General features: G+C 71.9%; 16 protein-coding genes. 10 read left to right on the top strand and 6 right to left on the bottom strand.

Annotation, left to right across the window (positions count from 1 at the left end; genetic code table 11):
• Positions 1-172 precede the first annotated feature (172 nt).
• Positions 173-967, top strand: coding sequence for a VOC family protein (locus OG223_RS05670; RefSeq protein ID WP_329243259.1), 795 nt, complete (start codon positions 173-175; stop codon positions 965-967).
• Positions 968-983: 16 nt separating this feature from the next.
• Here the strand turns inward: OG223_RS05670 and OG223_RS05665 are convergent, their stop codons facing one another.
• On the bottom strand, positions 984-1598 hold the full coding sequence (locus OG223_RS05665) for a TetR/AcrR family transcriptional regulator (RefSeq protein ID WP_329243256.1): 615 nt from the start codon (positions 1596-1598) through the stop codon (positions 984-986).
• A gap of 75 nt (positions 1599-1673) precedes the next feature.
• Here OG223_RS05665 and OG223_RS05660 point away from each other — a divergent pair, with 75 nt between their 5' ends.
• Entirely contained in the window at positions 1674-2141 is a 468-nt protein-coding gene (locus OG223_RS05660) for a nuclear transport factor 2 family protein (RefSeq protein WP_329243253.1), read from the top strand.
• A 13-nt stretch (positions 2142-2154) separates the two neighbouring features.
• On the opposite strand, the gene OG223_RS05655 is transcribed toward OG223_RS05660, so the two are convergent.
• Positions 2155-3369 (bottom strand): low temperature requirement protein A, encoded by a 1215-nt coding sequence (locus OG223_RS05655; protein ID WP_329243250.1) that lies wholly within the window; start codon positions 3367-3369, stop codon positions 2155-2157.
• Positions 3370-3500: 131 nt separating this feature from the next.
• Here OG223_RS05655 and OG223_RS05650 point away from each other — a divergent pair, with 131 nt between their 5' ends.
• From OG223_RS05650 to OG223_RS05635, 4 genes are all read left to right on the top strand, one after another.
• A complete protein-coding gene (locus OG223_RS05650) occupies positions 3501-4196 on the top strand; it encodes a ribonuclease H family protein (RefSeq protein WP_329243247.1) in 696 nt (231 codons plus the stop codon).
• Positions 4197-4315: 119 nt separating this feature from the next.
• Positions 4316-5527, top strand: a complete 1212-nt coding sequence (locus tag OG223_RS05645; protein ID WP_329243245.1) for an FAD-dependent monooxygenase — start codon at positions 4316-4318, stop codon at positions 5525-5527.
• A gap of 77 nt (positions 5528-5604) precedes the next feature.
• Complete coding sequence (locus tag OG223_RS05640) at positions 5605-7098, top strand: MFS transporter (RefSeq protein WP_329243242.1); 1494 nt, start codon at positions 5605-5607, stop codon at positions 7096-7098.
• A complete protein-coding gene (locus tag OG223_RS05635) occupies positions 7095-7682 on the top strand; it encodes a TetR/AcrR family transcriptional regulator (protein WP_329243239.1) in 588 nt (195 codons plus the stop codon). The genes OG223_RS05640 and OG223_RS05635 overlap by 4 nt, the downstream gene beginning before the upstream one ends.
• A 29-nt stretch (positions 7683-7711) precedes the next feature.
• Here OG223_RS05635 and OG223_RS05630 read toward each other — a convergent pair whose 3' ends face one another.
• Entirely contained in the window at positions 7712-8344 is a 633-nt protein-coding gene (locus tag OG223_RS05630) for a response regulator transcription factor (protein WP_329265159.1), read from the bottom strand.
• The gene (locus OG223_RS05625) at positions 8344-9615 is read right to left on the bottom strand and encodes a sensor histidine kinase (RefSeq protein ID WP_329265157.1); all 1272 of its coding nucleotides are present in this window, start codon (positions 9613-9615) and stop codon (positions 8344-8346) included. Before OG223_RS05625 ends, OG223_RS05630 begins: the two co-directional genes overlap by 1 nt.
• A 199-nt stretch (positions 9616-9814) precedes the next feature.
• Between OG223_RS05625 and OG223_RS05620 the strand changes: the two genes are divergently transcribed.
• Both OG223_RS05620 and OG223_RS05615 read left to right on the top strand, forming a co-directional pair.
• Positions 9815-10552, top strand: coding sequence for an ABC transporter ATP-binding protein (locus OG223_RS05620; RefSeq protein ID WP_329243235.1), 738 nt, complete (start codon positions 9815-9817; stop codon positions 10550-10552).
• Positions 10546-13002 carry an ABC transporter permease gene (locus OG223_RS05615; RefSeq protein WP_329243232.1) on the top strand — a complete coding sequence of 819 codons (2457 nt, stop codon included), beginning with the start codon at positions 10546-10548 and terminating at the stop codon, positions 13000-13002. Before OG223_RS05620 ends, OG223_RS05615 begins: the two co-directional genes overlap by 7 nt.
• 56 nt (positions 13003-13058) lie before the next feature.
• Here the strand turns inward: OG223_RS05615 and OG223_RS05610 are convergent, their stop codons facing one another.
• Entirely contained in the window at positions 13059-14792 is a 1734-nt protein-coding gene (locus OG223_RS05610) for a cholesterol oxidase substrate-binding domain-containing protein (RefSeq protein WP_443073687.1), read from the bottom strand.
• A 136-nt stretch (positions 14793-14928) separates the two neighbouring features.
• Here OG223_RS05610 and OG223_RS05605 point away from each other — a divergent pair, with 136 nt between their 5' ends.
• Together OG223_RS05605 and OG223_RS05600 are read left to right on the top strand one after the other, a co-directional pair.
• Entirely contained in the window at positions 14929-15912 is a 984-nt protein-coding gene (locus tag OG223_RS05605) for an aldo/keto reductase (protein WP_329243229.1), read from the top strand.
• A gap of 46 nt (positions 15913-15958) precedes the next feature.
• A complete protein-coding gene (locus OG223_RS05600; protein WP_329243225.1) occupies positions 15959-16444 on the top strand; it encodes a DUF6328 family protein in 486 nt (161 codons plus the stop codon).
• Here the strand turns inward: OG223_RS05600 and OG223_RS05595 are convergent.
• Positions 16377-17024 (bottom strand): DUF2238 domain-containing protein, encoded by a 648-nt coding sequence (locus OG223_RS05595; protein ID WP_329265154.1) that lies wholly within the window; start codon positions 17022-17024, stop codon positions 16377-16379. The genes OG223_RS05600 and OG223_RS05595 overlap by 68 nt on opposite strands.
• Between the last annotated feature and the right edge of the window lie 100 nt (positions 17025-17124).

The raw sequence follows: 17124 nt of genomic DNA, 5'->3' as shown, positions 1-17124 counted from the left end.
TGACCGGATCGGTCGGCCTGCCGGCGCAGCGCAGGGGCGCGGGACACGCCTCCCTCGCGTGAAATCCCGTGGGCTCCGGCGTTCGGCGCGCGTCCCGCTCCCCGGGTGACTAGCGTGAGAATTCGGGACAACCCGACCTGGACACCCCGATCTACCGGAGAGGGCCGCAGCCATGGCCGTACAACCTGAGGGAACCCCCTGTTGGGCCGACGCGATGTTCGGCGACGTCGAGGGAGCCAAGAGTTTCTACGGCGACGTCCTCGGCTGGACCTTCGGCGACGCGTCGTCGGAGTACGGCAACTACACGCAGGCCTACGTCGACGGAAAGGCCGTGGCGGCCGTCGTACCGCCGATGCCCGGACAGGAGGGTCAGTCGCAGTGGTGCCTGTATCTCGCGTCACCGGACGCGACGGCCACCGCGGCGAAGATCCGCGAGAACGGCGGCCAGGTGCTGATGGAGCCGATGCAGGTCGGCGACTTCGGCACGATGTGCCTGGCCAGTGAGCCCAGCGGCGCGGTCTTCGGCGTGTGGCAGGGCGGCACGCACGAGGGCTTCGAGGCCGCGGGCGTACCCGGCGCCTACGCCTGGGCCGAGGTCTTCACCCGCGAGCCCGCGAAGGCGGACGGGTTCTTCCCGGCGGTCTTCCCGTACTCGGCGCAGGGGATGGACGACCCCGGCGTGGACTACCGCGTCTACAACGTCGGCGAGAACACGGTCCTGGGCCGGATGGAGATGGGCGACGAGTTCCCGCCCGAGGTGCCGTCGTACGTCAACGTGTACTTCTCCGTCGACAACTGCGACGACGCCGTCGCCAGGGCCACCAAGCTCGGCGGCGTCCTCCGCTTCGGCCCCATGGACAGCCCCTTCGGGCGGTTCGCGGCCCTGAGCGATCCGCAGGGCGCCTTGTTCTCGGTGATCGACATGACCACGACCCAGGGGGAGATGCCGCGGATGACCGACGTCTGACCGAGGACGCCGCGCGTCACCGGCCGTCGGCCGCCCACCAGGCGGGGGCGCAGGCCACGGCCGCGTCGACCATGTCGTCCTTCGTGACGGACGGGTCCTTCAGCCATGCCCTGATGGCTCCCGCGAAGCCGTGTGCCATGAACTGGGCGATCATCCGACGGTTGGCCTCGGGCAGCCCCGGGTGGTCGCCGTCGGCCATGAACGTCAGGGCGTAGTCGCTGAAGTGGCGCACGAGCGCGTCGTAGACACCGCTGTCGGCGGGGTCGCCGAGGGCGTGCCGGTAGATCGCCAGGTGTCGCTCGACGTGGTCGCCGACCTCCGCCGTGGACATCCGCAGCAGTTCCTGGGTCGAGTGTCCGCCCCGCGCACGGAGCTCGGCCTCCCGGCGGTGGCCGCGTTCGAGGTCGGCGGAGAGCACGTGGATGAGCAGGTCCAGCGGGGAGCTGTAGCGGTTGTAGAACGTGGCGCGGGTGACCCCGGCGCGGTCGGCCAGATCGCCGATCGTGATCTGTGAGACGGGCCGGCGGCCGGCCAGGTCGACGATGGCCTCCTCGAAGGCACGGGTCGTGCGGGTGATGCGTGGATCGATCCGCTGGTTCAGCGCTCCGCCCTCCAGGGGTGCGTGTCGCACTCTGCCATCGCGTTGCACTCTGCCATGGGGAGTGATGTTATACACATGTCAAATAGTGCGGCGAAAGGAACGGCCATGGCCTCGCACACCGAGATCTCCCCCCGGGAAGCCGCCGACCGACTGGCGATCCGCGAGCTGATCGACGCCTACGCGCACTGCGCGGACCGGCGGGACGCCAAGGGCCAGATGAGCCTGTTCACCGAGGACACGCGGTTCCTGGTGTTCATGGACGCCACGGCCGCCGAGCCGACGCAGACCCTGCACGGGCGCGAGTCCCTGGCCCCGGTGTTCGACAACCTCAACACCTACCGGGCCACCACCCACTTCAACGGCCAGAGCACCATCACGCTGGACGGCGACCGGGCGACGGGCGAGAGCTACTGCCTGGCCCATCACATCGGGGTCGACGAGTCCGGGCGGCGCACGCTGATGATCGCCTCGATCCGCTACCTCGACGAGTTCAGCAAGCAGGACGGCGACTGGTACTTCGCCGAACGCCGGCTGATGGTCGACTGGACCGAGACGCGGCCCTCGACGCCCTGACGCCGGTGTGCGGTCAGGTGGCCGGTGCTTCCTCGTAGTGGGCCACGCGGTTGGCCACGGCGACTCCCCAGGGAATGCCGAAGAGCACGACGAGCGCCAGGCCGAGGACGAGCGGAGCCGGGCGCAGGGCGCCGACGCCCACGCACAGGACGGCCATGGCGGCACAGGTGCGGGCCAAGGGTCGATAGAGCCCGAGGTTCTCGTCCCAGTGCCGCAGGGACGCCGCGAGCACCATCGTCGCGCAGAGCACCACGGCCGCGCCCCCGCAGAGCACCCAGGCCGTTGCCGCAGGCGTCCGGCTGTCGTGGGCGTGCTCGACGAGGCCGACCATCGCGGCGCCCATGGCGGCCACCGCGGCCGTGATCGGCAGATGCACCACCATCCACGTCAGGGCGCTCGCACGCGTGGCCCTCGGCAGCCGGTGCCCCGCGAAGTCGAAGTACGTCCACCACGCGCCGAATCCGACGACCACGGCGACCAGTCCGACCGCCAGGGTGAGCGCGTTGGTCGGCTCGTGGGCCAGTCCGTCGACCACTCCGGTCACGTTCTCGCCGAGCACGATGATGATGAACAGCCCGAACCGTTCCGTGAGCGCGTCGGTCACGCTGAGCGCGACCACCCGCTCCGGAATCGCCCTCCCGATGATGAACACGAACCCCGCCAGATAGACGACCGCCAGCACGCCCCACGTCAGCACGCGGGCGTCCGCGGGCAGGGCGGCGCTCGCCGCCAGGACGACCGCGCAGGACGCCGTGCCCGACACGTACAGCACGCTGGGGCGCCGGAATTCGGGCGTGTCACCGCGTGAGGCGAGCAGCCACAACAGCGCCAGGACCGCGAACAGCACCCCCGCGTCCACGGCGAACGCGGTGCCGCGCGCGTCGCCCGCCTCGGGGATGAACGCACCCAGCGGGACGAGCACCAGGATCTGCAGCAGGAACATGCTCCGGCCGCGCGCGTCCTCGTGCCCGTGCAGTTCGTGGTGCAGGCTGCCGTTGAGCCAGGCGATCCACACCAGCGCGAACACCGCGGCGAACAGGCCCAGTCCGTGCCAGTCCAGTTCCCCGGACAGATGATGGGCGGCCTGCGCGACCAGCACGACCACGACCAGGTCGTAGAAGAGCTCCAGCGGCCCGACCACCCGCTCGCGCGGCTGCTCGCCGTGCGGACGCGGAGGCCGCCACAAGTGGCGGCGCACCCGGGCCCATTGCTCTTGTCGCGAGGTCATGCGCGCAGCGTAGAGGGGGGACGGGCGGGATCCTCGGACAGGGGCCGTCGCCGGGCCGCACGTGTCCGCGGGGCGGCCGGCCGGGGCTTCGGCCGTACGGGGCGGCGCGTGCCCGGGGGCACGGCCATGGCATGATCGGGCGCATGCGTGAACGTGTGGTGGCCGCGTGCGACGGGGCTTCGAAAGGCAATCCCGGGCCGGCCGCCTGGGCCTGGGTCGTGTCGGACGACAAGGAGAGCCCGGCCCGCTGGGAGGCGGGGCCGCTCGGCAAGGCCACCAACAACGTCGCCGAACTCACCGCGCTGGAGCGCCTGTTGACGGCGACCGCACCGGACGTACCGCTGGAGATCCGCATGGACTCGCAGTACGCCATGAAGGCGGTCACCACCTGGCTGCCGGGCTGGAAGCGCAACGGCTGGAAGACCTCAGGCGGCAAGCCGGTCGCCAACCAGGACCTGGTCGTCCGCATCGACGAACTGCTCGACGGCCGTTCCGTGGAGTTCCGTTACGTCCCCGCCCACCAGGTCGACGGCGATCCCCTGAACGACTTCGCGGACCGCGCGGCCAGCCAGGCGGCCGTCGTCCAGGAGCCCGCGGGCAGCGACCTCGGCTCCCCGGAACCGCCCCCCTCGCCCGACACCCCGAAGAAGCCCGCCCGCTCCGCCGCCGCCAAGTCGCCCCGCAAGAGCGGCGGTTCGGCCTCCCGCACGATCAAGGCCAAGTTCCCCGGCCGCTGCCTGTGCGGCCGTGCCTACGCGGCCGGCGAGCCCATCAGCAAGAACCCCAAGGGCTGGGGCCACCCGGAGTGCGCCACGGCCGAGGCCTGAGCCCCGGCCTCCTTTGACGTGTCCCGTCGGCCCCGAGGGCGACGGGACATCTTCATGCCCTCGGACTGCTACTCTGCGGTTCCACTTGACCACTTTGAGTAATACCCAGGGGTGTGCGCGTGAAGGTCGCCTGTGTCGGAGGCGGGCCCGCCGGTCTGTATCTCTCGATCCTGCTGAAGCGTCAGGACCCGTCCCACGACATCACCGTCTACGAGCGCAACGCCGAGGGCTCGACCTACGGCTGGGGCGTGACGTACTGGCGTGGACTGCTCGACCAACTCCGGGAGTACGACCCCGAGTCGGCGCGGGCCGTGGACGAACACTCGGTGCGCTGGAGCGACGGCGTCGCCCGCATCCGGGACCTGACGACCAGTCAACCCGGGGACGAGGGTCACGGCATCGGCCGCCACCGGCTCCTCAAGATCCTCGCCGAACGGGCCCGATCCCTCGGCGTACAACTGGAGTTCGAGTGCGAGGTCACGGCGGACGACCTGCCCGACGCGGATCTGATCGTGGCCGCCGACGGCGTCAACAGCGCGCTGCGCAACCGCCACGCCGACCACTTCGGCTCCGAGCTCACGCCCGGCCGCAACCAGTACATCTGGCTCGGCACCAGCAAGGTCTTCGGCTCCTTCACCTTCGCCTTCGTGGAGAGCGACCACGGCTGGATCTGGTGCTACGGCTACGCGTTCGGCCCCGAGGGCAGCACCTGCGTCATCGAGTGCGCCCCCGAGACCTGGACCGGCCTCGGCCTCGACACCGCGGCCGAGGCCGACGGACTCGCCCTGCTGGAGAAGCTCTTCGCCGACCTCCTCGACGGCCACTCCCTGATCGGCCGCGCCTCGTCCGACGGCAGCGCCCAGTGGCTCAACTTCCGCACCCTCACCAACCGCACCTGGCACCGCGACAACCTCGTCCTGCTCGGCGACGCCGCCCACACCACCCACTACTCCATCGGCGCCGGCACCACCCTCGCCCTGGAGGACGCCATCGCCCTCGCCGACGCCCTGCGCGACCACAGTGAACTCCCGCAGGCCCTCGCCGCCTACGAACAGCGCCGTAGAACCGCCCTGTTGTCCATCCAGAGCGCGGCCCGCTACAGCGCCCAGTGGTACGAGAACCTCCAGCGCTACATCCACCTGCCCCCGCACCGCATGTTCGCGCTGCTCGGCCAGCGCCACTCGCCCCTGCTGCCGTACGTCCCGCCGCAGGTCTACTACGGCCTCGACAAGGCGGCGGGACGGCTGGAGGCGCTGCGCCGGTTCAAGCGCTGGCTCGGTCCCAAGGTCGCCCGGACCGTGCACGCGCGGGCGCTCGCGGCCCGCAAGTAGGGCATTGGGTGAATGGCTATTCACCGGGTAGGGTGAATAGCCATTCACCTTATTTTTTCACGCAAGCTGGAGTGCGCATGGGCCAGCCCCTCCCGATACCCGACCCGCCCGGCACCACCGCCGGGCGGACCCCTGTGCGGGACCGGCTCACCGTGCCGGTGCTGGCGTTCGGCGGGATCCTCATGGCGGTCATGCAGACCGTGGTCGTCCCGCTGCTGCCGTCCCTGCCCCGGCTGACCCACTCCTCCGCGGGCGCCGTCTCCTGGATGGTCACCGCGACCCTGCTCTCCGGCGCCGTCCTCACCCCCGTGCTCGGCCGGGCCGGCGACATGTACGGCAAGCGGCGGGTCCTGATCGGCGCGCTGAGCCTGATGACCTTCGGCTCGGTCATGTGCGCCCTGTCCTCCGACATCCGGGTACTGATCACCGCCCGCGCCCTGCAGGGGGCCGCGGCCGCCGTCGTCCCCCTGTCGATCAGCATCCTGCGGGACGAGCTGCCGCCGGAGCGCCGGGGCAGCGCGGTGGCGCTGATGAGCTCCACGGTCGGCATCGGCGCCGCGCTCGGACTGCCGCTCGCCGCGCTGATCGTCCAGTACGCCAACTGGCACGTCATGTTCTGGGCGACCAGCGCTCTCGGCGCGATCGGCGTGTGGGGGATCTGGTGGGCGGTGCGCGAGTCGCCCGTCCGCGAGCCGGGCCGCTTCGACGTGCTCGGCACGGTCGGACTGGCCGTAGGACTGGTGAGTCTCCTCCTCGGGGTGTCCCAGGGCGGTCAGTGGGGGTGGGGGAGTCCGCGGGTCCTGGGGCTGTTCCTCGCCACGGTCGTCGTGTTCGGCCTGTGGTGGTGGCAGCAACTGCGCGTCGAACAGCCGCTGGTGGACCTGCGGTTGGTGTCCCGGCCCCGGGTCGGCCTGTCGCATGTGGCCGCCCTGCTGACCGGCTTCGCGTTCTACGCCAACTCCCTGGTCACCGCCCAACTGGTACAGGCGCCCAAGGCCACCGGGTACGGGCTCGGACTGTCCATCGTCCAGACCGGCCTGTGCCTGCTGCCCGGCGGCATCACCATGCTGCTGCTCTCGCCGGTCTCGGCCCGGATCTCGGCGGCCCGCGGCCCGCGCATCACGCTTGCCCTCGGGGCCGCGATCATCGCGCTCGGCTATGTGGTGCGCATCGCCGACAGCCGTGACCTGTGGACGATCATCCTGGGCGCGACGGTCGTGGCCACCGGCACCACCTTCGCCTACTCGGCGCTGCCCACCCTCATCCTGCGCGCCGTTCCGGCCGGCCAGACCGCGTCCGCGAACGGCGTCAACGTCCTGATGCGCACCATCGGCCAGGCCGTCTCCAGCGCCGTGGTGGCCGCCGTCCTGGTGCACCACACCAGCCTCGTCGGCGGGCTTGAGCTGCCCACGCTGCACGGATACCTGATGGCGTTCGGCATCGCGGGCGTGATCGCCCTGGTCGCGAGCGCTGCGGCACTGACCATCCCGGGCGACCCCGCTCCTGACGACGCGCGACCCGGCCGGGGCCGTGCCGAGGGCGCGCGGGACGAGGCGTTGGAGGGAGCATGAGTGCCGTGAGCACCACTCCACCGACCGCGTCCGCGCCCGCACGCCGGGACGCCGGGGCGACCAAGACGGCCATCCTGAAGGCCGCCCGCTACCTCCTCGCGCGCAACGCGCACGCCGACATCACCCTCAAGGCAGTGGCCGAACGCGCCGGTGTCAGCGCCCCGTTGATCCTGAAGTACTTCGGCAACAAGGACGCGCTCTTCGCCCGCGTCATGTCCTTCGAGGCCGACGCGGAGGACCTGCTGGACGCACCGCTCGACGGACTCGGCCGCCACATGGTCCGGCACGTCCTGGTCAGCCAGCGCGAGCGGGGCGCCGACCCGCTGCTGCGGATCGTGTTCGCGCCCCTGCAGGGCGACCACGGCGACATCCTGCGCGTCAACTTCCGCGCCCACGTGGTCGACCGCCTCGCCGAACGCCTCACCGGCCCCGACGCGTCCCTGCGCGCCGAACTCGCCGTGGCGACCGTCCTGGGCCTCGGCGTCATGTACGGCATCGCCCGCGGCACCAGGCTCCGGGCGACCCCGATCGACACCATCGTGGACCGCTACGGACCCACGGTGCAGGCCCACTTGACGATCTAGGCGTGCTGCCGTGCCCTCACCGGGGTCGGTCAGGCCCGCAGGTAGGTGAGGACGGCCAGGACCCTGCGGTGGGTCTGGTCGGTCGGCGGCAGGTCCAGCTTGGTGAGGATGTTGCCGACGTGCTTGCCGACCGCGGCGTCGGACACCACCAGTTCCCTGGCGATCGCGCCGTTGGACCGGCCCTCGGCGATCAGTGCCAGCACCTCGCGTTCGCGCGGGGTGAGCCGCTCCAGCGGATCGCGGCGCCGCCGCAGCAACTGGCGCACCACCTCGGGGTCGACCACGGTCCCGCCGTCCGCCACCTTGTGCAGCGCCTCCACGAACTCCTCGACCTGGCCGACCCGGTCCTTGAGCAGATAACCGACGCCTGATCCGTCGCCGGAGTCCAGGAGCTCGGCGGCGTACGTCCGCTGCACGTACTGACTGAGGACCAGGACCGGGAGCGCGGGGCTCTTCTCGCGCAGCCGTACCGCCGCGTGCAGGCCCTCGTCCTGGAAACCGGGCGGCATACGGACGTCCGTCACCACGATGTCGGGGGCATGCTCCTCGACCGCGGCGACCAGTGACGGCGCGTCCCCGACGGCCGCCACCACCTCGTGGCCGCAGCGGCCGAGCAGACCGATGAGCCCCTCCCGCAGCAGCACGCTGTCTTCGGCGAGCACTACGCGGAGCGAGCGGCCGCCTCGGTCAACTGGCAAGGAAACTCCACACGCAACAGAGTCGGTCCACCCGGCGGACTGGTCAGGGCAAGTCTGCCATCCAGGACCGACACCCGGTCCGCGAGACCGGTGAGGCCGCTGCCCGCCGAGGGATCCGCGCCACCGCGGCCGTCGTCGCTCACCTCCAGGAACAGGCGTCCGTCACGATGACCGCCGCTCACCCGCGCGCCGGCGGCCCCGCTGTGCCGGGCGACGTTGGCCAGCGCCTCGCAGACCACGAAGTACGCCGCGGACTCGACCGCCAGGGTCGGTCGGCCCGGCAGTTCGAGGTCGACGTCGACCGGGACCACGCAACGGTCGGCCGCGTCGCTGACCGCGGCCTGAAGGCCGTAGTCCGTGAGGACCTTGGGGTGGATGCCGTGGATGAGCTCGCGCAGCTCCGCGAGCGCCTTGCCCGCCTCCTCGTGGGCCTTGGCGAGCTGGTCGGCGAACGGGCCGGGCGGGGCGTCGAGGCGGGCCAGCCCGAGGGTCATCGTCAGGGCCACCAGGCGCTGTTGGGCGCCGTCGTGCAGATCGCGTTCGATACGGCGCCGCTCGGCCTCGAAGGCATCCACCAACCGGACGCGGGAGCGGGCCAGTTCGACCACCTCGGCGCCCAACTCGCCCTCGCGGGAGGCGATCAGCAGTCGGGTCAGCTCGGCGCGAGCGCCCGCCGTGACGCCGAGAGCGTAGGCGCACAGGCCCATCAGGAGCAGGCCCAGTACGGCGACGCCGAACGCGGTCGGCCAGGTGGTGACCGTCCACTGCTTGAGCACCTTCGCCTCGTGGCCGTCCCCGACCGTGGCCATCAGCACCGGGGTGGCGACCATGGACAGGGGGACGAGCAGGGCGACCGTGACGGCCAGGGCGTCGACCGGCCACAGCAGCCCGGCGAACAGCAGCGCGTACCCGAGCTCCCGCCAGGTCGTCTGTTCCCGCAGCCGGGTGGTCAGCCAGGCCCGCACTCCCGGCGCGGTCGGCACCTGGTGCCGGCCGGACACCGGGCCGCGGTCGATCAGACGCACCCTGCGGCGCTCCACCCGGGCCACCGGGATCCCGCTGAGAGCGACCACGACGAGCAGGGGCAGCCCCACCAGGACGAGGGCGAGCGCACCGCAGACCGCCGCCACCGTCACGATGCCCACCAAGGTGGCGACGCCGGTCACCGCGCCGGTGAGCAGATACGCGGCGGAGCGCCAGGGCCAGGCCGACAGCAGGAAGCCCGGCCGGGCCATGGCCTGCCACACATTCCGAGGGTGCATGTGCATGACCGTAGGTGGCCCCACCGGTCCGGTGCCATCGGCCCAGCGTGCGTATCGGGGGTATGCCTGGCCCTACCCCAAGTCTCGGTCGGGGCCTACTGCGTCGCGAGGGTCTTCCGCGGTTCCGTGGAGGCACCGACGAGCCGAGGAGCAGGTACTGGTGGGGGAACACATGAGCAACGACGCGATCCGATTGCGCTCGGTCACCCGGCGGTTCGGCTCGGGCGGCACGTCCGTCACCGCCCTCGACCATGTGTCGCTCGCCTTCCCCAGGGGGACGTTCACCGCCGTGATGGGCCCCTCCGGGTCCGGCAAGTCGACCCTGCTGCAGTGCGCCGCGGGCCTGGACCGGCCCACGTCGGGCTCCGTCACCGTGGGCGACACGGAGCTGACCACACTGAGCGAGACCGGGCTGACCCTGCTGCGCCGCGAGCGCGTCGGCTTCGTGTTCCAGGCGTTCAACCTGCTGCCCTCGCTGACCGCCGAGCAGAACGTCGCCCTGCCGCTGCGGCTGGCCGGCCGCCGCCCCAAGAAGGCCCAGGTCCGCGAGGTGCTCGAACAGGTCGGACTCGGCGACCGGGCGCGGCACCGCCCGACGGAGCTGTCCGGCGGCCAGCAGCAGCGGGTCGCCCTGGCCCGCGCCCTGATCACCCGCCCCGACGTGCTGTTCGGCGACGAGCCGACCGGCGCGCTCGACTCGAGGACCGGCCGCGAGGTACTGACGCTGCTGCGCGGCATGGTCGACCGGGACGGCCGGACGATCGTCATGGTCACCCACGACCCGGTCGCCGCCTCCTACGCCGACCGCGTCGTCCTTCTCGTCGACGGCCGGGTCGACGGCGAACTGCTCGGCGCCTCCGCCGCGGACATCGCGGCGTGCCTGACCGAACTGGAGGCGGCGCCGTGCTGAGCACCACGCTGCGTACCCTGCGCACCCGCTGGATCACCTTCGTCGGCAGCTTCGTCGCGCTCTCCCTGGGGGTGGCGCTGATCGCCGTGATGGGGCTGGCCCTGGCGTCCTCACTGGACGCCCCCGACCGGAGGCCGGAGCGGTTCGCCGCCGCACCGGTCGTCGTCAAGGGCCGGGACACCCTTGAGGTGCCGACCTCGAACGGCACCCGCACCCGGAAGCTCGCCCAGCCGCGGGCCGTGCCCGACGCGGTGGTCGCGAAGCTGCGCGGCCTCGGAAACGTCGTCGAGGACCGGTCGTTCGCCGTGCGGGCCGAGGGCGGGCCCGCCGAGCTGGTCGGCCACCCCTGGTCCACCGCGGCCTTCGCGCCGTACGAACTCGACGCGGGACGCGCGCCCGAGGCCGCGGACGAGGTCGTCGTCAGCGGTGACTGGGCCCGTCCGGGCACCCGGGTGCGGACCGACACCGGCACGGTGCGCGTCGTCGGCACCGTGCCGGTGTCGGGCTTCGAGAACGCCGTGTTCTACACCGACGCCCGTGCCGCCCAACTCTCGCCGCGCAGCCTCCAGTTGGTGGTCGACGCCGACGCGGCCGCCGTGCGGGAGGCGGTGCGCGGCAGCGCGGGCGGACAGGTCCTCACCGGGAGCGCGCGCCGGTACGCCGACGCCGACCCCGACCGGGACAGCGAGGCCCTCACCGCGATGAACGCCATGTTCGGCACGGCCGGCGGCGTCACCGGGTTCGTGTCGGTGTTCGTGGTGGCCTCGACCTTCGCGTTCGCGGTGGCCCAACGGCGCCGTGAGTTCGGGCTGCTGCGTACCGCCGGGGCGACACCGGGGCAGATCCGCCGCATGGTCGTCGGCGAGGCGCTCGCGGTCGGCGTGCTCGCCTCGGCCACCGGCTGCGTGCTCGGTTCCTACGGGGCTCCGAAGCTCGCCGAGTGGGCGGTCGACGAGAGCCTCGCGCCCCGCTGGTTCACCATCGGCGCCTCCATCTGGCCCTACCAACTGGCGTTCTGGACAGGCCTGTTCGTGGCCCTGTGCGGTGTGCTGGCCGCGTCCTGGCGGGCGGGGCGCACCGGCCCCACCGAGGCGCTGCGCGAGGCGTCCGTGGACAACCGGCCGATGACACGCGGCCGTTGGCTGTTCGGCGTGGCCCTGCTGATCACCGCCGCGGTGACACTGGCCCTGGCCCTGGTGACGGACCCGGGCGGCCTGCTCCAGCGCAAGACCTACGTGAGCCGGCCCATGCTGCTGATCACCGCGGTCGCGCTGCTCGCGCCGGTGCTGGTACGGCCACTGGTCCGGCTGATCGCCTGGCTGCCGGCCCGACTACCGGGCGCCGGAGGGATGTTGGTGCGGGAGAACGGGGCCGCAGGGGTGCGCCGTACCGCCGCCGTCGCGGCGCCCGTGCTGGTCACGGTCGCGCTGGCGGGCTCGCTGCTGGGCGCCACCGCGACCCTCGGCCGGGCGAGGGCCACCGAGGCGCGTGAGCGGACGGCCGCCGACTTCGTCGTCACTCCGGCGGGCGGCGCGGGCTTCGACGAGCCGACGCTGAAGCGGCTTCGGGCCGTGACCGGCGCCGAGGTCTCGGCGAGTTCGTCGAGCGCCGTGTACGTCCTGGAGGACGGCGTCGCGCTCCTCAGGTCCGATGCCAGGGCCGCCGAGCCGGAACCGCTCGCGGCAACGGCTCAACTCCCGCTCGCCGCCGGGAAGGTGAGCGACCTGGACGACGACTCGATCATCGTCAACGAGGAGTGGAGGAAGCACACCGTGGGCGAGCGGGTGGACGTCTGGCTGGGCGACGGTACGAGGAAGTCACTGAAGATCGCCGCGGTCATGACCGTCGGCACCGGCGACAACGGCGTCTACGTCACCCCGAGCAACGCCCCCGCCGCAGCCGTCGACCGGGTCGACGTACGCCTCGCGGGCGGTGCCGACCCGGGCACCGTGGCCGCCGATCTGCGCCGGGCGGTGCGGGCGGCGGGCGGGGCCGTCCTCACCAAGGACGCCTGGCTGCGTGCGGTGCGCCCCGAGACCGACCGGACGACCCGGGCGGGCTTCTTCCTGGTCCTCGGGATCGCCCTCCTCTACACCGGCATCTCACTGGCCAACACGATGGTCATGGCGACCTCCGGCCGAGCCCGCGAGCTGGCCGCGCTGCGACTGGCCGGCGCCACCAGGTGGCAGGTGCTGCGGCTGGTGGGCGCCGAGGCGCTGACGGTGGTCATCGTCGGCGGGCTGCTGGGAGCGCTGGTCGCCGGGCTCAACCTGGCAGGAATGTGGAGCGCGTTGGGCCTGCTTTCGGTGGGGACGCCCATCGAGATCCCGTGGGCGACACTCGCGGCGACCGCGGGCGCCTGCGCGGTGCTCGCGGTGATCTCGGCGGTCGCTCCGGCCGCTCTCTCCCTGCGCCGCGGGGCGGTGGAGTGGGCGGGCACACCGGAGTGACCATGCGGACCGGACCGGGTGTGCGCACAGGGGGAGTGCGCGGGCGCCGGTCATCGCTAGCCGAACAACCGGTCCAGGAAGGCGTTCCCGAACACCCCGTGCGGGTCCAGCCGGTCGAAGGTCCCCGCCGCCTGCCCCCACACCGACTCCCCGAACGAACCCGGGACCGCCGTGCCCAGCACCTCCTCGTCGCTCCACGCGGCCTCCTCGGTGTAGGCCCAGCCCTTCGACCACTCGACCCGGGTCAGGGCGTCCGTACCGTCGTAGGAGCGGTACAGGAACTGCTCCAACTCCCGCAGGAACTCCTCCGCGTACGGCGTGCCGGGCAGCGTCAGGACGTCCAGCCAGACGGCCGTGTCCCACTCGGGGTGCTCGGCGCTCGGCCGCAGCGCGGACAGCAACGGGGCGCGGGCGCCGGTGAGTTCGGTGTCGCCGGGGTGGTCGAGGCCAGTCACCCGGATCTCGACGGTGCCGTTGACGGGGAACCGGCCGAGCGCGGCGTACGCGGCGAGCCGTTCCCGGTAGAACTCGGTGAACTCGTGCACCACGCGCTGCACTTGGGCCCGGCCGGTGAGCACCGCATAGCCGTTCGCGGTCTCCCGCAGTGTCGTCGGCTTGATGTAGAGCAGCGTGTTCTTCGACGGCCCCCAGATGTCCGCCGCCAACGTCGCCGTCAACCCCAGTGCGGCCACGTCGAGTTGGGCGTTCCCGAGCACCGGCGCCAGATACCACGCGCCGTCGGACAGGATCCGCCCGACCAGATCCGCGACCAGTGTCGGCACGTTGTCGGAGAACGGATAGTTGTACGGCGACGAGACGCGCCGCGAGGTCAACGGCTTGGTCGGTGCGACACTCCACACCTTCAGCCAGGGGTACTCGGTGAACGCGAACCAGATCGCCTCCGCCCGCCCGGACGCGTCCAGGAAGCTCGCGAAGGTCCGCCCGCCGGACCCGGGCGCCGCGAACAACTCGGTGGCCGGGATGTCCGTACGGCTGACGCAGCGCAGATTGGCGTTCGCGCCGACCCGCAGCACGACCTCGGTGACCAGCGCACGCCCCAGATGGGTGAGCAGCGCCGCGCAGTCCGCCTCGTCGCGGGTGTAGGTCCGCAGGACGTACGCGCCGGTGTCCGCGTCCCACACCACCGCCGTCAGCGACAGCACCAGATTGCTGAGCGACCCGAACGTGTGCCCGGCCGTCCGCTGCTCGCCGTTCGCCGGTACGGCCGTGCCGTGCGCGTCGATGGCCAGGGCGCCGCCGAGCGTGAGGTCGCCGGGCGCGGGCGAGGCGGTGAGACCGAGACCGTGCCCCTCCAGGAAGGTGAGCAGCGCCTCCAGGGTGACACCCGTACCGGCCCGTACGGCCGACGCGGAGTCGAGGCTCAGGCCGGTGAGGTGCGGGGCGGTGTCGACCAGCAGCACCGGCGCGTCGGACTCCGTACCCGGCTCGATCGTCAGCGGTGACCAGCCGTGCGAGGAACCACGCGCCCGGACCCTCCACCCTTGCTGCCATGCCCAGTTGACGACGGACACCACCTGCTCGGCGTCGGTCGGCGCGCACGCCCACAGCCCGTCGGCGGTGATCTCACCGACCCAGTTCCGGTACGCCGAGCGGTACAGGTCGACCTCGGCGGGGAAGTCGGGCAGCTCGGCCGCGGCGACGGCCGGGTCGGCCGACAGGAGCACCGGTACGGCGGCCAGGGCGGCCGCGGAGAGGAGGAAGCCGCGACGGGTCCAGGGAGCGGAACTGCCGTTCCCCGGCTGGAGGTTGTTCGCCACATGATCGGTCACGCGCACACGCTAGGTGTCCGTTGACACGAGTAGGCATCCTGTCGAATGGGTTCACTCGTGTGAGTGAAAGATTCACAGGTCGGGGCCCGGAGGAGCCCGTTCCGCGCGTGTCAGTGGCGGATGACAGACTGACGGCATGGACGAACGTGTAATCGGCAGGTCGCAGCAGCAGGCATCCGTCGTCGGGCTCGGCACCTGGCAGCTCGGTGCCGACTGGGGAGACGTCGACGACAAGGAAGCCCTCGCCGTACTGGAGGCGGCGGCGGAGTCGGGGGTGACCTTCTTCGACACGGCCGACGTGTACGGCGACGGGCGCAGCGAGCAGACCATCGCCGCGTTCCTGAGCGGCCGGCCCGAGCCGCGGGTCCTGGTCGCGACGAAGATGGGCCGCCGCGTCGACCAGATCCCGGAGAACTACGTCCTCGACAACTTCCGCGCGTGGAACGACCGTTCGCGCCGCAACCTCGGCGTCGACCGCATCGACCTGGTGCAGTTGCACTGCCCGCCGACGCCGGTCTACTCCTCGGACGAGGTGTTCGACGCCCTCGACACCCTGGTCGCCGAGGAGCGCATCGCCCGGTACGGCGTCAGCGTGGAGACCTGCGAGGAAGCCCTCACCGCGATCGCCCGGCCGAACGTGACCAGCGTGCAGATCATCCTGAACGCGTTCCGCATGAAGCCCCTGCTCCAGGTGCTCCCGGCCGCCCAGGAGGCGGGCGTCGGCATCATCGCGCGCGTGCCGCTCGCCTCCGGCCTGCTGTCGGGCAAGTACACCAAGGACACGGTCTTCCCGGCCAACGACCACCGCACCTACAACCGCCACGGCGAGTCCTTCGACCAGGGCGAGACCTTCTCCGGCGTGGACTACGCGACGGGCGTCGAGGCCGCCGCCGAGTTCTCCGCCCTCGCCCCCGAGGGCTATACCCCGGCCCAGTTGGCGCTGCGCTGGATCATCGACCAGCCCGGTGTCACCACGGTCATCCCCGGCGCCCGCTCACCCGAACAGGCCCGGGCCAACGCCGCCGCCGCGCAACTGCCCGCCCTGTCCGAGGACACGCTCACCGCGATCCGGGACCTCTACGACCGCCGGATCAAGGACCAGGTGGAGGGCCGCTGGTAGCTCCGGGCACCGTTTGAACGGTCGGCGGTCCGGTTACACGGACCGCATGACCCAGGAAGACCGACGTACGGGACGCGACGAGTCCGACGACGAGCGAGCGGACCGGATGTGGGGCGAGCTCATCCAGGAGGTCCGGGTCGCGCAGACCGGCGTACAGATCCTCTTCGGGTTCCTCCTCACCGTCGTCTTCACCCCGAAGTACGAGCAGTTGGAACACGCGAACCAGGTCCTCTACCTCGTGACCGTCGTCCTCGGCGCCACCGCCACCGGAGCACTGATCGGCCCGGTGTCCCTGCACCGCCTGGTCTCCGGCCGGAGCGTGAAACCCGAGGCGGTGCGCTGGGCGTCCCGGCTGACCTTCGTCGGCCTCGTCCTGCTGCTCGCCACGATGACCGCCGCGCTCCTGCTGATCCTCCGGGTCGCGACCCACGACGCGTACGTGCCCTGGCTGGTCGCGGGCGTGGTCACCTGGTACCTGCTGTGCTGGTTCGTACTGCCGCTGTGGGCGCGACAGCGCGATACGACCCGATGACACCGAGCCGCGCCATCTGCCGGTCGTGGACCCGGCTCAGCACCAGCACCGAGACCGTGGCTCCGATCAGCGCGCAGAACATGTCCCACTGCGTGTCCCACACATCCCCCTGCGTGGCCAGGAACGCGTCCGCGCCGTGCCCGCCGATCACGGCCGCCGCCCACTCGAACAGCTCGAAGAGCGCGCTGAAGGCGAGACACGCGCACACCGTGAGCGGCGCGAGCCAGCGGCTGCCGCGCAGGGGTGAGGTGCGGGTGAGCAACTCCCGTACCAGGACCGCCGGTACGAAGCCCTGCATGAGGTGCCCGAGACGGTCGTAGGGATTACGGCTGAGCCCGAACGTGTCCCGGACCCAGTCGCCCGCCGGTACCTGTGCGTACGTGTAGTGGCCGCCGACGGCGAGGACCAGCGCGTGCGCGGCGAGCAGACAGCACAGCAGGCCGGTCATGGGGAACCGCCGCCAGGTCAGGACGATCACCGGCAGTCCGACGAAGACCCACACGGTCTCCAGGAACCACGTCGTGCGGTCGTGCGGATGCCAGGCGGAGAGGGCCAGGCCGGCCACGACCAGCGCGACCATGGCGGCGGGCAGACGGCGGCGCGGCGCGGAAGGAACGACGGACACGATGGGGCTCCCTTGTCGTGGGGAGCCCCATCGTGTCCGAGGGCCGAAGCCGCTA

Source organism: Streptomyces sp. NBC_01478 (genome assembly GCF_036227225.1).
Lineage (GTDB): Bacteria > Actinomycetota > Actinomycetes > Streptomycetales > Streptomycetaceae > Streptomyces.
The sequence above is the reverse complement of the archived record's forward strand: the minus strand, read 5'-3'. Positions and strand labels throughout refer to the sequence as shown.

What these genes read in the sequence shown, in the direction of transcription:
- OG223_RS05670 (WP_329243259.1), top strand. Translation starts at nt 173, where the DNA reads ATGGCCGTACAACCTGAGGGAACCCCCTGTTGGGCCGACGCGATGTTC.
- OG223_RS05640 (WP_329243242.1), top strand. Translation starts at nt 5,605, where the DNA reads ATGGGCCAGCCCCTCCCGATACCCGACCCGCCCGGCACCACCGCCGGG.
- OG223_RS05660 (WP_329243253.1), top strand. Translation starts at nt 1,674, where the DNA reads ATGGCCTCGCACACCGAGATCTCCCCCCGGGAAGCCGCCGACCGACTG.
- OG223_RS05625 (WP_329265157.1), bottom strand. Translation starts at nt 9,615, where the DNA reads ATGGCCCGGCCGGGCTTCCTGCTGTCGGCCTGGCCCTGGCGCTCCGCC.
- OG223_RS05635 (WP_329243239.1), top strand. Translation starts at nt 7,095, where the DNA reads ATGAGTGCCGTGAGCACCACTCCACCGACCGCGTCCGCGCCCGCACGC.
- OG223_RS05655 (WP_329243250.1), bottom strand. Translation starts at nt 3,369, where the DNA reads ATGACCTCGCGACAAGAGCAATGGGCCCGGGTGCGCCGCCACTTGTGG.
- OG223_RS05620 (WP_329243235.1), top strand. Translation starts at nt 9,815, where the DNA reads ATGAGCAACGACGCGATCCGATTGCGCTCGGTCACCCGGCGGTTCGGC.
- OG223_RS05605 (WP_329243229.1), top strand. Translation starts at nt 14,929, where the DNA reads ATGGACGAACGTGTAATCGGCAGGTCGCAGCAGCAGGCATCCGTCGTC.
- OG223_RS05600 (WP_329243225.1), top strand. Translation starts at nt 15,959, where the DNA reads ATGACCCAGGAAGACCGACGTACGGGACGCGACGAGTCCGACGACGAG.
- OG223_RS05595 (WP_329265154.1), bottom strand. Translation starts at nt 17,024, where the DNA reads ATGGTCGCGCTGGTCGTGGCCGGCCTGGCCCTCTCCGCCTGGCATCCG.
- OG223_RS05650 (WP_329243247.1), top strand. Translation starts at nt 3,501, where the DNA reads ATGATCGGGCGCATGCGTGAACGTGTGGTGGCCGCGTGCGACGGGGCT.